This window comes from Neisseria sp. P0014.S009, from assembly GCF_051958155.1.
In the GTDB taxonomy this organism is placed as follows: Bacteria; Pseudomonadota; Gammaproteobacteria; order Burkholderiales; family Neisseriaceae; genus Neisseria; species Neisseria flavescens_C.
Genome location: NZ_JBQCVS010000002.1, coordinates 274659 through 288596, shown reverse-complemented (window position 1 = coordinate 288596; position 13938 = coordinate 274659). Strand labels below are relative to the sequence as shown.

7 protein-coding genes are annotated in these 13938 nt (G+C 49.6%); 3 read left to right on the top strand and 4 right to left on the bottom strand.

All coding sequences use genetic code 11. The features are described 5' to 3' along the window. Nucleotides 1–243: 243 nt before the first annotated feature. The 3 genes from ACTHS4_RS03135 (at nucleotide 244) to ACTHS4_RS03125 (ending at nucleotide 3270) form a co-directional block, all read left to right on the top strand. Nucleotides 244–1287, top strand: a complete 1044-nt coding sequence (locus ACTHS4_RS03135) for a sulfate ABC transporter substrate-binding protein (protein WP_210402767.1) — start codon at nucleotides 244–246, stop codon at nucleotides 1285–1287. Between the two features lie 77 nt (nucleotides 1288–1364). Continuing rightward, on the top strand, nucleotides 1365–2423 hold the full coding sequence (gene dinB / locus ACTHS4_RS03130; RefSeq protein WP_070826126.1) for a DNA polymerase IV: 1059 nt from the start codon (nucleotides 1365–1367) through the stop codon (nucleotides 2421–2423). A gap of 115 nt (nucleotides 2424–2538) precedes the next feature. Then, nucleotides 2539–3270 (top strand): phosphoadenylyl-sulfate reductase, encoded by a 732-nt coding sequence (locus ACTHS4_RS03125; RefSeq protein WP_070826127.1) that lies wholly within the window; start codon nucleotides 2539–2541, stop codon nucleotides 3268–3270. Nucleotides 3271–3329: 59 nt separating this feature from the next. Here the strand turns inward: ACTHS4_RS03125 and recB are convergent, their stop codons facing one another. The 4 genes from recB to ACTHS4_RS03105 form a co-directional block, all read right to left on the bottom strand. Next, entirely contained in the window at nucleotides 3330–6986 is a 3657-nt protein-coding gene (gene recB, locus ACTHS4_RS03120; protein WP_440365484.1) for an exodeoxyribonuclease V subunit beta, read from the bottom strand. 144 nt (nucleotides 6987–7130) lie between these two features. After that, on the bottom strand, nucleotides 7131–10889 hold the full coding sequence (locus ACTHS4_RS03115; RefSeq protein WP_070826129.1) for a hemagglutinin repeat-containing protein: 3759 nt from the start codon (nucleotides 10887–10889) through the stop codon (nucleotides 7131–7133). A gap of 254 nt (nucleotides 10890–11143) precedes the next feature. Beyond that, nucleotides 11144–12811: a ShlB/FhaC/HecB family hemolysin secretion/activation protein gene (locus tag ACTHS4_RS03110; RefSeq protein WP_070826130.1), complete on the bottom strand. Its 1668-nt coding sequence runs from the start codon at nucleotides 12809–12811 to the stop codon at nucleotides 11144–11146. 211 nt (nucleotides 12812–13022) lie between these two features. Continuing rightward, a complete protein-coding gene (locus ACTHS4_RS03105) occupies nucleotides 13023–13931 on the bottom strand; it encodes a Dyp-type peroxidase (RefSeq protein WP_049343964.1) in 909 nt (302 codons plus the stop codon). Between the last annotated feature and the right edge of the window lie 7 nt (nucleotides 13932–13938).

Sequence of the window (13938 nt, the reverse complement as noted above, 5' to 3'; positions counted from 1 at the left end):
ACTCCATCTTTCTATTATTGAACAAAACGCCTAATGATTCGGCGAATACGAACGGTACTCTTTTTTATTAACTTTGTAAATAATATGGTTTAGATTTTATAGTTATAAATAATTATTTTTTGATTTCAGACGGCCTCGGTTTATATAACCAAAACTGATAAACCCAAAAGCAAACATTATTTCCCGTTTGCCTCCGAACCCGATAAAGTATCGCCATACTTTTAATAGGAGCCGACCATGAATATCCGTACCCTTTCTTTTGCCGCATTGACCGCCGCGCTGGCGTTGAGTGCCTGCTCTCCCAAAAACGAACAGTCTGCCGACAATGCCGCTTCCGCAGGCAAGGGCGGTAATGTGAAGCTGTTGAACGTCTCTTATGATGTCGCACGAGATTTTTATAAAGAATACAATCCTTTGTTTGTTAAAGAATATGCTGCGAAAAACGGCGGTGCAACGGTTGAAGTCCAACAGTCGCACGGCGGCTCCAGCAAGCAGGCTTTGGCTGTCGCCAATGGTTTGGCTGCCGATGTGGTGACCATGAACCAGACTTCCGATATCGAGCTTTTGGTGAAAAAAGGTTTGGTCAAAGCCGATTGGAACACCCGTCTGCCGGACAATGCCGTGCCTTATACCAGTAACGTCGTTTTCTTGGTACGCAAAGGCAATCCAAAACACATCCAAGACTGGGGCGATTTGGCCAAAGACGGCGTGCAAATCGTTTTGGCGAACCCGAAAACCACCGGCAACGGCCGCTACGCCTTTTTGGGTGCGTACGGTTATGGTTTGAAAGTGAATAACGGCGATGAAGGCAAAACCAAAGATTTTGTGGCCGCATTGCTGAAAAACACGCCTGTATTTGAAAACGGCGGTCGCGCGGCAACGACGACCTTCAGTCAACGCAATATCGGCGATGTCTTGGTTACCTTTGAAAATGAGGCCAACTACGTCAGCAAAAAGCTGACCCAAGACCAGTTTGAAATCGTCTATCCGAGCTACACCATTCTTTCCGAAGCGCCGGTTGCCGTCGTGGACAGCGTAGTCGACAAAAAAGGCACACGCTCCGCTGCCGAAGCCTATCTGCAAAACCTCTGGAGCGAACCGGCTCAAGAGTTGGCCGCCAATCTTTATCTGCGTCCGCGCAATGCCGAAGTATTGGCGAAACACAAAGCCGATTTCCCCGATATTGAAACCTTTAATCCGAATGAGAAATTTGGCCCGTGGGAAGTAATCATGAAAAAATTCTTTGCCGACGGCGGATTGTTTGACCAACTTTCCAGTAAAAAATAAGGCTTAAACATAGAGGCCGTCTGAAACTTCAGACGGCCTTTTGCTACAATAAGCCTTTTTCTTATCCACCTTTTCCCATGTCCCAACGCAAAATCATCCATATCGATATGGACGCATTCTACGCTTCGGTAGAACTGCGCGAGCAGCCGCACCTGAAAGGGCTGCCTGTCGTTGTGGCGTGGGACGGTACGCGGTCGGTCATTTGTGCCGCTTCTTATGAGGCGCGCAAATTCGGTTTGCACTCAGCCATGTCGGTGGCAACGGCGAAAAGGCTGTGTCCGCAGGCGGTGTTTGTGCCGCCGCATTTCGATTTGTACCGTCAAGTGTCGGCGCAGATTCATGCCGTGTTTCGGCGTTATACCGATTTGATCGAGCCTTTGTCTTTGGACGAGGCCTATTTGGATGTTACCCGAAATTTTGGAAATATCCCGTACGCCAGCGAGGTGGCCAAACGTATTCGTGCTGAAATTTTTGAAGAAACCGGTTTGACAGCCTCCGCGGGCATCGCGCCCAATAAGTTTTTAGCCAAAATCGCTTCCGACTGGCGCAAACCGAACGGGCAGTTTGTGCTGCCACCGCAAAAAATCATGGCGTTTTTGGAGAGTCTGCCGTTGGGTAAGATTCCCGGTGTTGGCAAGGTCACGCTGAAAAAGATGAATGCCCTCGGTATGCAAACTGCCGGCGATTTGCGCCGTTTTGAGCGCGGCGAACTTTTAAACCATTTCGGCCGCTACGGTTACCGCCTTTATGATTTGGCACGCGGTATCGACGAGCGGCCGGTCAAAGCCGAACGCGAACGCCTGCAAATCTCAACCGAAATCACTTTGCCCGAAGATTTGTCTTTGGCGCAGGCTTCAAGCCATTTGCCGCACCTTGCCGAAGACCTCTGGCGGCAAATCGAACGCAAAAACGTCGAAGCCAAAGGCGTTACCCTCAAACTCAAAACTCACGATTTCCGCATTATTACGCGTTCGCTGACGTATTCTTCCGTCCTTCCCGACAGCGCCTCGCTGCTTCAGGCGGCGCATACTTTGCTGCAACGCATACCGTCGCAACGCGAAGACGCCTTCCGCCTGATCGGTATCGGCGTGAGCCATTTGCTGCCGAAAAACCAGCAGCAGACGCTTTGGTTATAAAGAAATAGAAAAGCATTCTTTCCGTTTGAAGATAGGGCGCAGGACAATATCGTTCCATAACCATATCGACAGCCGTTTCAACAGGCCGTCTGAAAATTATTAGGAACAACCAGCCATGTCTTTATTCCGTCCACAACTCTGGAAAATCCCCGAAATCAGCGATGACGAACGCCGCCGCCTGCCTGAGTTGGCGGCTGCTTTGGAGCACCGTTTGCAAGACATTGCCGCTCGCTATCCGCAAGCCGTGTTCGCATCCAGCCTTGCGGTTGAAGATATGGTCATTACCGATGCCGTGTGCCGTCTGAAACTGCCCATCCGTATCATCACGCTCAATACGGGCAAACTCAATCCCGAAACCGCCGCGCTGATTGCCGAAACCAATGCGCGCTATCAAACCGAATTGGAAGTGTTTTATCCCAACCAGCAAACCGCCGATGAATTTGAAGCGGAATTCGGCACAACCGCCATGTACGACAGCGTCGAGTTGCGCCGCCGTTGCTGCCATATCCGCAAAATCGAACCGCTCAACCGCGCTTTGTATAATGCGCCGGCATGGCTGACCGGACAACGCCGCAGCCAGTCGGAAACGCGCAGCGAATTGAATTTTGAAGAGCTGGATACGGGCCGCAACATTGCCAAATTCAATCCTATTTTCGATTGGGAAGAGCAGGACGTTTGGGCATATGCTGACGAGCACCAAGTTCCGCTCAATGCGCTTTATCATCAAGGCTATCCCAGCATTGGGTGCGAACCCTGCACGCGTCCGGTCAAGCTGGGCGAAAATATCCGCGCCGGACGATGGTGGTGGGAGAGTAAAGACAGTAAGGAATGCGGTTTGCACAAATAATCAAAGGCCGTCTGAAAACGTTTCAGACGGCCTTTTTGACGGTTTAACAAAATGATTTATCAAGAATTTGTGTTTCGTTCAACGAAAGTGGAAAGCAGGGCGGTATCGATGTCCCATTTCCAAATGCCTTGATCCGAGCCGTCCATGCCGCGCAGGAAGAGGTAGCGGATGGCGATTTTGGGCAACGGCTTGCCGCGCAGGGCATAGTAGCGCGCAATGGCAACGGCGTAGATCAGGGCTTGCAGGTAGTAGTGATGATGCGCCACGGCTTCGTTCATCGCCTGTTGCGTGTATGCGCTTGCATCGTTGCCCAAATGGTTGGATTTGTAGTCGATTAAAACGACATTGCCGTCTGAATCTTGGCAAACCATATCGATAAAGCCGTTTAAATAGCCTTGCAAATCATGGAAATCAAGCAGTTGCGCGGCTTGGACGCATTCGGGCGGCAGGTTTGCTTCGCTTGAGGCAAACCAACGACGCAAGTCGTCCAGTTTGAAATCGTCCATGTATAGGGTAAACCCCATTTCGGGCAGGCGTCGGGTCGGCGGAATCTGCGACAGGCTCTCTCCGATTAAAGGCGTCAGGCGGCAGGTATCGAGCATGGCGCTCACCGTCGGTAGCCATTTGTCTTCAAAGCTGTGGCGTTGCAAAACTTCGGTAATCATTTCGGATTGGCTCTCGGCAGAGGCGGCGAAGTCGAATTTTTCCAACATTTCATGCAAACATACGCCGGCATTGGTGCCGCGGGGGAAATGGTGGATATCGAGGCCGTCTGAAAGCGGGGAAGGCAGGTTTTCAGACGGCATGGAACGGTCTGCGCTTTCTGCCGGGTCGATGGCAGGTTGCAAAGGCTCGTGTTGCTCGTCGGTTGACTTGGTATGCCTACTCAAACCGGTAAAGCTAGTGTGGCGGATAAAGTCAAAATCGCGGCGTTTGATGCTATGTGCGCTAAAAGCTTGGTCTTGCTGGCGGCTGTATTGGTAGACGGTTTCCGGCGGGGCTTCTTCCGTGAAGGCAAACTCCGTATTTTCAGGCGCGTTTTTGATAAAGCGTTGCCAGTTGGTTTTGAGCATTTCCACAACGTTTGTCGCGCTTTGATAGCTTTGGCTGACGCTTTCGCGGCCGGCATCCGGCAAACCTTCGAGCAGATAGGCAAAAGGATTGTTTGGCGTACAGTTTTTGTTGGCAGCGGCGTAGATGTTGAGCTGTTCTTCGGCGCGGGTAAGGGCGACATAGAGCAGACGCAAATCTTCAGCCGTCTTTTCGTTGGCAAGATGGCTTAGTTCTGCTTCCGAGGTTTGCGATTTGTCCAGCAGCTCGGTTTCGTGGTTTTCGGTATGCAGGATTTTCCAGTTTTCTTTGGAATTGTCTTTGGTATCCCATGCAAAGGGGCAGTAAACCAAAGGATATTGCAAACCTTTCGACGCGTGCATGGTAACGATTTTGACCAATTTTTCGTCGCTTTCAAGACGGATGGTTTGCGCATCTGACGGGAAATGGCCGCTGCGTGCACGGCTGATTTGTTCGTTTAACCATTTATGCAGGGCGGCAGGGTTGCGGCTTTGGCTGTCTTCTTCGGCCAAAAGCTCCAAAATTTGGTAGTAGTTGGTCAGGCTGCGTTCGTTGCCGCCTTTGAGCAGGCGTGTTTCGATATTATGTAGGGCGGCAAACTGCTGCACGGCGGCAAAAATGCCGCCTTTCCGCCATTTTTCCATGGCTTCGGCAGACGACTCCAGCCATTTGAGCAGCTGGTGTTCGTTGTGGTTGAGTTCGTAAATCTCTTTGGCGGTATAGCCGAACAAAACGCCGGTCAAGACAAAGCGCAGCCAGTCGGTTTGCCTTGGGTTGAGCCAAAAGCCGATCAACGCGGACAGCGAGTCGGCCTCGGCGGAATCGAAAACGGACTGGCGCGACAGCAACACGCTTTGGATACGGCGCTGTTTCAGTTTTCCGGCAATCATCGCCGCTTCGTTGTTGGTGCGGACCAAGACTGCAATGTCGCCGGACTCCAACGCGCGACCTTTGAAATTCAGACGGCCTTCGGCCGCTTCATTGAGCGCAAAGGCAATTTCATCGGCGCAATATTCGGCGGCTCGGCTGCGCAAAATCTCTTTGCCGGTTTGGTCATCCGTATTGAGCCAGCGCACTTGGATGGCGGGGCGGTGTGGCGACAGCCGGCTTTTGGCGCGGCTGGCGGAGACATCGCTGTAATCGATGTTTTCCAACACGAAGGGGTGTTTTTTTTGTTTGAACAAGGCGCTGATGCCGTTAATCAGCTTGGCATGGCTGCGGTAGTTGACAGCGAGGGTGTAATGCCTGTCCGCATCTTGCGCGGCTTGCAGATAGGCGTAAATGTCCGCACCGCGAAAGCTGTAAATCGCCTGTTTGGGGTCGCCAACGAGAAACAGCGGGCAGCCTTGTTCGATAAAAATTTGGCGGAAAATTTCGTATTGCAGCGGGTCGGTATCTTGGAATTCGTCAATCAGTGCGATTTCCCAGTTTGCCGCCGCCGCTTTTGCCAACGTATTGCCGTGTTCATTGGTGGTCAATGCCTGATGGACATCCAGCAGCAAATCGTCAAACACGCGCTCGCGGCGTGATTTTTTTTGTTCAGCAATGGACTGATTGATGTGGGAAAGGAGGTCGAGTTGCAGGCAGATGAAGACTGCTTCTTCCGCGCTTTCCATTGCCTGTAAATCACGACCGAGATTGGCTAAGGCTTGCAGCTGAATAATTTCCGGTGCATCGGCATCGGCTTTATATTCTTTTTTCAGTTTGCTGTTGAGTGTGTCGATACTGAAGAGGCTTAATTTTTCTAGCGTTTGTTTGCTCAGGCGGGGCAGACGGTTGGATTCGGCGTTTGTTTTTAAATCAGTAAAAACATTTTCAAAGGTATTTCTTCTGTAGGTCTGGCCGTTAAGTTTGGGAAAGATTACCCAAAACGCTTTTTCCAAGTCTTCCAACTGGCCGCAAACTTTTTGCCATGTTTCTTGAAGGTTGGCTTGAGCTTCTTTCAAATCGCCTTCAGGCCGTCTGAATTTCAGATAGGGACGGCCGGTATAGCTTTTGATTTCGGCAAGCATTTCTTCGGGCGTGCATTTCCGGTCAAAAACCAATTGTGCCAATGTGGCATCGGTTGCCACTCTCTGCCGCCAAAAGTCTTGCGCAGGAATCAGTAGCCTCTCGCGCGAGTCGTCCGACAGCTCGACATCCAAAGGTGCACCGCATAAAAATGCGTAATCGCGCAAGACGCGCTGACAGAAGCCGTGGATGGTGTAAATCGATGCGTTGTCAAACTGGCTCAGCGCGGCTTTGAGGCGGAGAATCAGGCGATGGCAGCTTTCCTGTCCGTCTTGCTCGCCTAAAGCCAAAGGAATCAAGCGATTGAGAAAGTCATCGGGAGATTTTTTTTCTTTTTCGTAATATTTGTTCAGGCCGTCTGAAATATGTTCCAGCTTGCCGCCCAAGGTTTGGATTTCGTTCAAAACCTGCAACACTTCGTCCAAACGCGCGCGTAAACGGGTTTTCAGTTCTGCCGTCGCCGCTTTGGTAAAGGTAACGACCAGAATTTTCTCGATGTCTTTTTTTTCTAAAACAATCAGTCGGGTAAAGAGCGCGGCAATGCCGTAGGTTTTACCCGTACCGGCAGAAGCTTCGATAAGGTTGGTGCCGTCGATGGAAAGTGTGAGCGCGTCAAAAGGAAGGGCGGAAGACATGGTTGGAACGGAATAATATTAGCGAGGCATTATCATAACAGAGATAGTGTGTTGTTTTGCATTGATGATAAAAATGCCGTCTGAAAACTTTCTGTTTTCAGACGGCATGTCTTAATGGCTATTAAATGACTTCAATAGCGCATCCTAGTAGCGCAAACGGCGTCTGGCGTAGCTTGGTTGGCGAGGACGGTAGGTATAACGGTTCGCCGCAGGAGCTTTACTGTCGTCATAGTAGTACGCAACATTATTACCGTTGATGGTCGTATTGTTGACGCTCAAACCGGTTGGAGAGCCGGTAGTAATAACAACATTGTCGCTTTGGATGGTGTTTGCCGTATTGGTTACGTTGGCTTCGTTTTTACCTTTGGCGTTGATGCCGCCGTTTGGTTTGCCTGAAGCGTAGCTGCCGTTGACATTGACGGTCAGATTTTTTTCGTTAACGCTGCTGATCGCGCCGGAAGTATTGACTTTGTTGCCTTCTACTTCAACGGAGTTGTTGGATACCAAGTTGGTACCGTGCAGGTTGACGTCGCCGTTGTTGGCATTGATTTTAATATCGTTGCCGGCCGCTACATTTGCGCCTGCGGCGGTAGAAGAAGCGTTATCGGTTTTGTTGACGCCGACAGAGCCATTGACGTGAGGAACGGCAACACCGGTTTCAACATTGATTGTCGCGCCAGCGCCGATACCGACATTGACGGCTGTACCTTGGTTGGAGGCAGTATTGGCTGACTCGGTGAAGGTTACGCCGTTGCCTGCGGTAATGTTGACGTTGTTGTTGGCGGTAATGTTGGATGCGATTTCAGCAGAGTCTTTGGCGTTGATGACAACATTGGTAGCATTCATATCGCCTTTGACGGCGGTAGATTCTTTTTTGTTTTCATCAGCGTAGTTGACGTTCAGGTTGGCATTCACATCAACGTTTGAACCGTCTTTGGTGTATGCGCCGATAGTCAAAGAAGCGCCGCCTTGTTTGCTGCTGCTGTTGCTGGTGTTGTGGGCGGCAGTGTTGTGGTATGAACCTGCATCAATGTTGATCGCACCGGTAACATCGTATTTTGTACCTTCATCAGACACTTTGTCATTTGCCAAAACGATGGCATTGCCTGCGTTGATGGTGGTTACGGTTGCAGTGGATTCATTGTGGGTCGAAGAATTGCCTTGACCTTGTGCAGTGATTTCACCGCCGATGCCTTTGTTGGTGCTGATGCCGGCAGAAACGACCAAACCGCCGCCGTTTTGTTTCACATCGGATTTCGCGCCGCTGTGTGCCGCTGCATGGGTAACGTTTTTGGCAGATTCAACCACATTGCCGGTCGCATTAATCACTGTACCTTCTTGATTAATATTGCCGTTAGCAGTGATGGTGGAGTTGCCGCCGGTGTTGATGTTGGATACATGAGATGTATTCGTTACGGTAGTTGCATCTGTTTTGGTGCTGGTAATGCCGACAGATACGCCGACGCCTGCAACGTTATTTTTTTCGTATGCAGTAGCAGATACGCCCAAATCGGTTACGCGGCCGGATTCGGTTACAGTGTTGCTGCCTTTGGATGCAACAATATTGACGTCATTGGCTGCGGAAATATTGACGGATTCTTCGCCGTTGATTTGGCTGCCGCTGACGGTAACGTTTGAGTTGGAAGACAACTGGGTGTTTTTACCGGTCAAAATGCTGCCGTTCAGGCCGACAGAATGGGTGTCGGTGTGGGTATCGGTGAATTTGATACCGGCTTTGGCAGTCACGCTGCCGTTTTCTTTATTGGTTTCGATACCAGAGTAGCCTTTGATGGAATACTCGTTGACCTGTTTGTTTTCTACCGCTTTGGCAGCATCAATGGTCAAATCGCCTGCGGAAGCCAGTTGCAGTTTTTGTGCCGCAAACAATGCAGAACCGATCACATTGATGTCTTTGTTGGAAACAACGGTCAGGTCGGCATTGGAAACCAAGGTAGAACCGGTTACTTTTTCAATGCTGCTGTTGCTGCTGGTTTTAGAGGTAGTGATATTGAAAATCGTACCTTTACGCGCGCTTTGTGAGGAAGTATCGGTGCTGGTGGCGTTTTTAATATCAACATTGCCTGCTTTGGAGCTGACGAATGTACCGGCTTGGCCTTCAACGGTACTGCCGTAAACGTTGACGCCGTTTTTTGTACCTAAGACTACGTTTGAGTTGGCAGTAATGCTGCTGCCGTGCAGGTTTTCTGTACGGTTGTTTTGAACTTGGCTTTCACCGCCGAACAGGCCGCCCCAGTATTTTTTCTGGTCGTCGAGGCTGTTGGTGTTGATGGTGGTTTGAGTACCCAAGTTGATCTTGTTGACATCGGTAACGACATTGCCGTTTGCCGCGATGCTTGCGCCGTAAGTGCTCAAATCGCCTTCGGAAATCAAACCGATATCACCGGCTGCGGAGATTTTAGTTTGATGGGCGGTAGAGTTTTTTGAAGATTTTGTAGCGATGCCGGTTTTCAGGGCAGCAGTTTCATTTTTGAAGCTGACATAAGTCGAGCTGCTGTCAGTTTCGCTGTTGCTGCTCAATACGATTCCTTGTTGGGCGGCAATGCGAGCATCAGCAGCCGAGTTTAGTTCGGTCGCATCCAATTGAACTTTGCCTGTGGTGGCAATATTGACAGAACCGGCATTGATTTTGGTTTGATGCAGGCTTTCGTCAGCAGAAGAGCTCAGGTTGTTGTTGTACCAAAGGCCTTTGCTTTGAGTGTGGTCGGATTCTGTACGGTTGGTTGTTTTTACCGCGTTAGAATTGATGTTGCCCGTGGCAGAGGCAGTCAGCGCACCGGCATTGATGTTGGCCGCGCTCAGGTTGAGGCTGCCGCTGTTGTTCAAAGTCAATGACTCGGATGCATTGATATTGCTGGCGGTAAAGGTTTCTGTTTTGTTGCGGTCCGAACGGAAGTGCTGAACATTTTTCGCCTCTTTGCCGCTGGAAGATTTATTGGCGGAATGGCTGGTAACCGTGCCTTTGATGTCGGTATCACGGGCAAACAATTCCATTTGTGTGCCGGTCAGATTGGCTGACTGGATGCTCAGGTTGCCTTTGCTGTCGATATTCAGGTAGCGGGTGCCGGTAATGGCGGCATTTTGAATGTTTTGTTTGGCGCGTTTGTCAGTCGCGTGGATACGGATGGTACCGGCGCGCATACTGCCGAAGATATGGCCGTCAAGCACCGGTGCATTTGAAGCAGCGTCCAATGCTTCGATTTGTGCGGTTTTGTAGTCGAAGTTGCTTTTGCCTGAAGAAACATTGATGGCATCGGCGGCATTAACGTTGGCTGATTTGCCGACTACAACTTGCGGCGCGAGCAGGTCAACTACGCGGTTGCCGCTCAAATTGCCGTTTACTTGCAGTTGTTTGCCATTGTCGCTGATATGGAAAGATTTCAACGCGCCGTCTGAAACGGTTGGCGAACCGACAACTAAGGATGCGCGGTTGGCATTCAGGATGCTGCCACCGTTGTGGGTAATGCCGTTAGGGTTTGCCAAAACATAGTCTGCGGCAATACCGAAGATCTCTTGCTGACCCAAGATCAGGGAAGGGTTTTTGCTGACCACTTCATTCAAGATCACAGATGCGGCCTGACCTTGGAAGTTTTTGTTGGCAGACAGGTTTCCGGCCAGTTGGGATTTACCGGCAGACAGGGCGTTATTCAAAACGGCGCCGTGTTGGGAAACGTTGTACTTGTTATATTGGTTGTGAGAAAGACCTTGGGCCGTCGGTGCGGCAATGTTGACGATGTCAACATTGTATTGCTGCTGTACCGAAGTTTGGCCGATGGCTTCGATATTGGCCGCTACCGCTGCATTTCCCAGGAATGCAAAGCACACGGCGACAGTTACTTTGCCGGAAGCTGAGAGCTTAGGCTGATATAAAGTGTCGATTTTCATGGATTTTAATCCTTATTTATCGTGATGGAGATTGAATCAGAAATCCCATATCGGGTATGAGATTTCTGTTGAGGAAATTTTGAATGTATTAACATTGTTATAAAATTTTTTACAATCATACCACCAGTACGGCCTTGTGTGCACTATTTCAAATGCAAATATAAACCGCCCATCTTATTGATATTAATGAAAAATTAATAACGTTAAGATGGGCGGTTTATATATTGGATAAAAGGATATATATTTACATAACTTTAAAATGGAATGCGCAAAGAAACGGTCACATGATCCTGTATTTCGCTGTTTGATTGGTTGGGCATGCGCGCAAAACCTTTGCCATAGTCGGCAGAAAGCTGCCATTTGTCCGCCTTGCCTAAATTCAAACCTGCAACCACACCCATGGCACGTTGCGAACCTTCGTTATTGTTTTTGGCAACGCCGATGTCCGCGCTCAGATAAGGCTCGATATAGATGCCGTGAGGCGTATTGCGGCGGAAATAAACGGTATTGCTTAACAGGACTGCGCTGTTTGCGCTCAAAGAAGTCGAACGGAAACCGCGTACATTTTGATAGCCGACGATGTCCATTTCTTTGGTGGCAAACAAATCATGCGGGCTATATTGGGCATCGATTTGGTGATGGTTGCGCACGATCCATTTACCCAATGGACGGTTTTGAATCAAATTGCTTTGCAAGGATACAGAGGTATAGCGCTTGTCGAACGGCGTATGTTCGGTATTTTTCGCAAACCCTTGTTCTACGCCGATATTGTTGAGCCAAATGCCGTTTGGCAGGATGGCTGTATGCGACAGGCCGACTTGTGCCGAATAGATTTCCGGGCTTTGCAGTTCCAGTTTGCTGTCAGCAAATTTTGCAGTCTGTTTCACATAATCGATGCCGGCATAGGCGGAGGTAATGTGTTTTTGACTGCGTGAAAATACGCGGTCCGCTTTGATTCCTGCCGCTTTGGATTTGGAGCGGTAGGCATAGCGCGTTACGCTGGGCGTTAAGATGCTTTGCGATTGCGACGCGGCGGCGTAAGTGCTGAATGTCCATGCGCCATAAGGTACTTGGTAGAACATACTGCCGCCGCGACTGTAATGGCTGTCGTGGTTGTTTAGATTGGTATAGCCGTTTAAATAAAGGGAGTCGCTCAATCCCAACGGGCTGCCGACACTCAGGCTGCCGCGCAGTGTCGTGGTATTGGGTTTGCTGCCTTTATTGTCGATGGTAACGCTGCCGCCCCAATGTTTTTGTGCATCGTTGTTGAGTTGGATGGAGGCGGTGCCGTCATCATGCGGATAAACATCGATGCTGACGTTGTTGCCGACAACATGGTTTGCCTGTTCGATACCTTGGTCGAGGTATTGGATGTTCAGCGGTTTGCCTTGATGATTGGGGAAGAGGGTATCAACGTTGACTGTATGGGAGCTGCCGGTAATCTCACGGATTTTGCCTTCGATGACTGCCAATTTCAGGACGCGTTCAGGCGTGGTTTCAAATTTGATTTGCGTATGCGGATAGCCTTGAGCGATATATTCGGCAACGATATCCCGGTTCAGTTGGTTGATGCTGTTTTGATTGATGCATTTGGGTAACTTGGCTTCAATCTTTTGGGAATCGATGAGGGTAATACCGGAAAGTTCGATACCGGTGTAATCCAAGCATTCGGTATTGTTTTCAGACGGCACCTCTTGTGCAACCGCATCGTTATCTTGTTTTTTTTGTAAATCCCATGCCGACTGCTCGCGTTTTTGGATTTCGACCGAATGAATCTGGTCGAGATTGTCGCGGAAGTCTTTGTCGAATTGGTTGGGTACGTTTTTATCGATTTGATCAAGCGGATTCGGCGTATTGGCCGCATAGGCGTTTAGCGCGGAGAGAATCAATACGGGCAGGGGCAGAAGGCGGGATTTATACATGGTGTCGTAATTTTATAGGGATAATAATTGGGTTTATTTTATCGAAAATAGCTGCTTGGGGCGCATCAGTTTTTATCGTTGTCTGTAATTAGGGTCTGCTAAACTGCTATGAAACAAATTTCTATGATAATACCATAAAATTATTAAGGGAATTTAAATAACAAAAACCTGCCTTTGAAAAGGCAGGTTTTTTCAGACGGCCTGTGAGCCGTTAAAGATTTTGCAAACGCTCGACAGAAGGCGCGTAGTAGTAAGCACCTGATACGGCTTTAGACAAATATTTCAGCAGTAAGTCGGTTTTGCCGTCTGCATCGCCGAACATATTGAGCAGCTGAACTTCAATATTGTGCAGCGTGTTGCAATAGGAAGTGAACATCAAACCATGTTCGCCGCTGATTTTGCCGAAGGGCAGGCTGCGGCGGACAATTTTCAAGTCAACGCCGTTTTCTTTGACATTGACGCGGCCGAGATGGGAGTCGGGCAGGCGCACGTCTTCGTTGAATTCATCATTGGTTTCTTTGCTGCGGCCTACGCTGGCTTCTTGTTCGGCAGTAGGGACGGCATCCCATTTTTTTAAATCGTGCAGGTATTTTTGCAGCAAAACATAGCTGCCGCCGGTATCGGGCTTGCCTTCGGGAATAATGGCGACATTGCGCACATTGTCATCGCCCTGCGGATTTTCCGTACCATCGACAAAACCGTCCAAGCCGCGGTCTTCATACAGGCGCAGGCCGTGTTCTTCAGTGGATACGCGGATGCTGTCGCCGAATGCGCCTAAAACAGATTGAGCTAAGGCATAGGCGGCTTTTTGCTCGGTGGCTTGAATGTGGATATAGAGATCGTGTTGGGTGGAGGGGGCGAGGCCGTTGCCCAATTCAGGGAAAGGTTTGATTTCGCTGCCTTCGTCAGTATGGCCGAACGATTGCCATGCGCGGCTGCCAAAGGCAATGGTCAAACCCAAAATATCATTTGGAAAACGGGTTTTCAGTTTGGCCAAGGATTCCAAAGAAAGGCGGCAGGCAGATTTGATGTCTTCGTTGCGGCCGTCTGAAATGTCTGCTTCGATAAAAATACCGGCTTGTGCGTGATCAGGAATAATAGCTGATTGAGGGTGGCTCATGATGATT

Excerpts from the sequence above, each read along its gene's own strand:
- dinB (WP_070826126.1), top strand. The coding sequence starts at position 1,365 with ATGTCCCAACGCAAAATCATCCATATCGATATGGACGCATTCTACGCT.
- ACTHS4_RS03125 (WP_070826127.1), top strand. The coding sequence starts at position 2,539 with ATGTCTTTATTCCGTCCACAACTCTGGAAAATCCCCGAAATCAGCGAT.
- recB (WP_440365484.1), bottom strand. The coding sequence starts at position 6,986 with ATGTCTTCCGCCCTTCCTTTTGACGCGCTCACACTTTCCATCGACGGC.
- ACTHS4_RS03115 (WP_070826129.1), bottom strand. The coding sequence starts at position 10,889 with ATGAAAATCGACACTTTATATCAGCCTAAGCTCTCAGCTTCCGGCAAA.
- ACTHS4_RS03110 (WP_070826130.1), bottom strand. The coding sequence starts at position 12,811 with ATGTATAAATCCCGCCTTCTGCCCCTGCCCGTATTGATTCTCTCCGCG.
- ACTHS4_RS03105 (WP_049343964.1), bottom strand. The coding sequence starts at position 13,931 with ATGAGCCACCCTCAATCAGCTATTATTCCTGATCACGCACAAGCCGGT.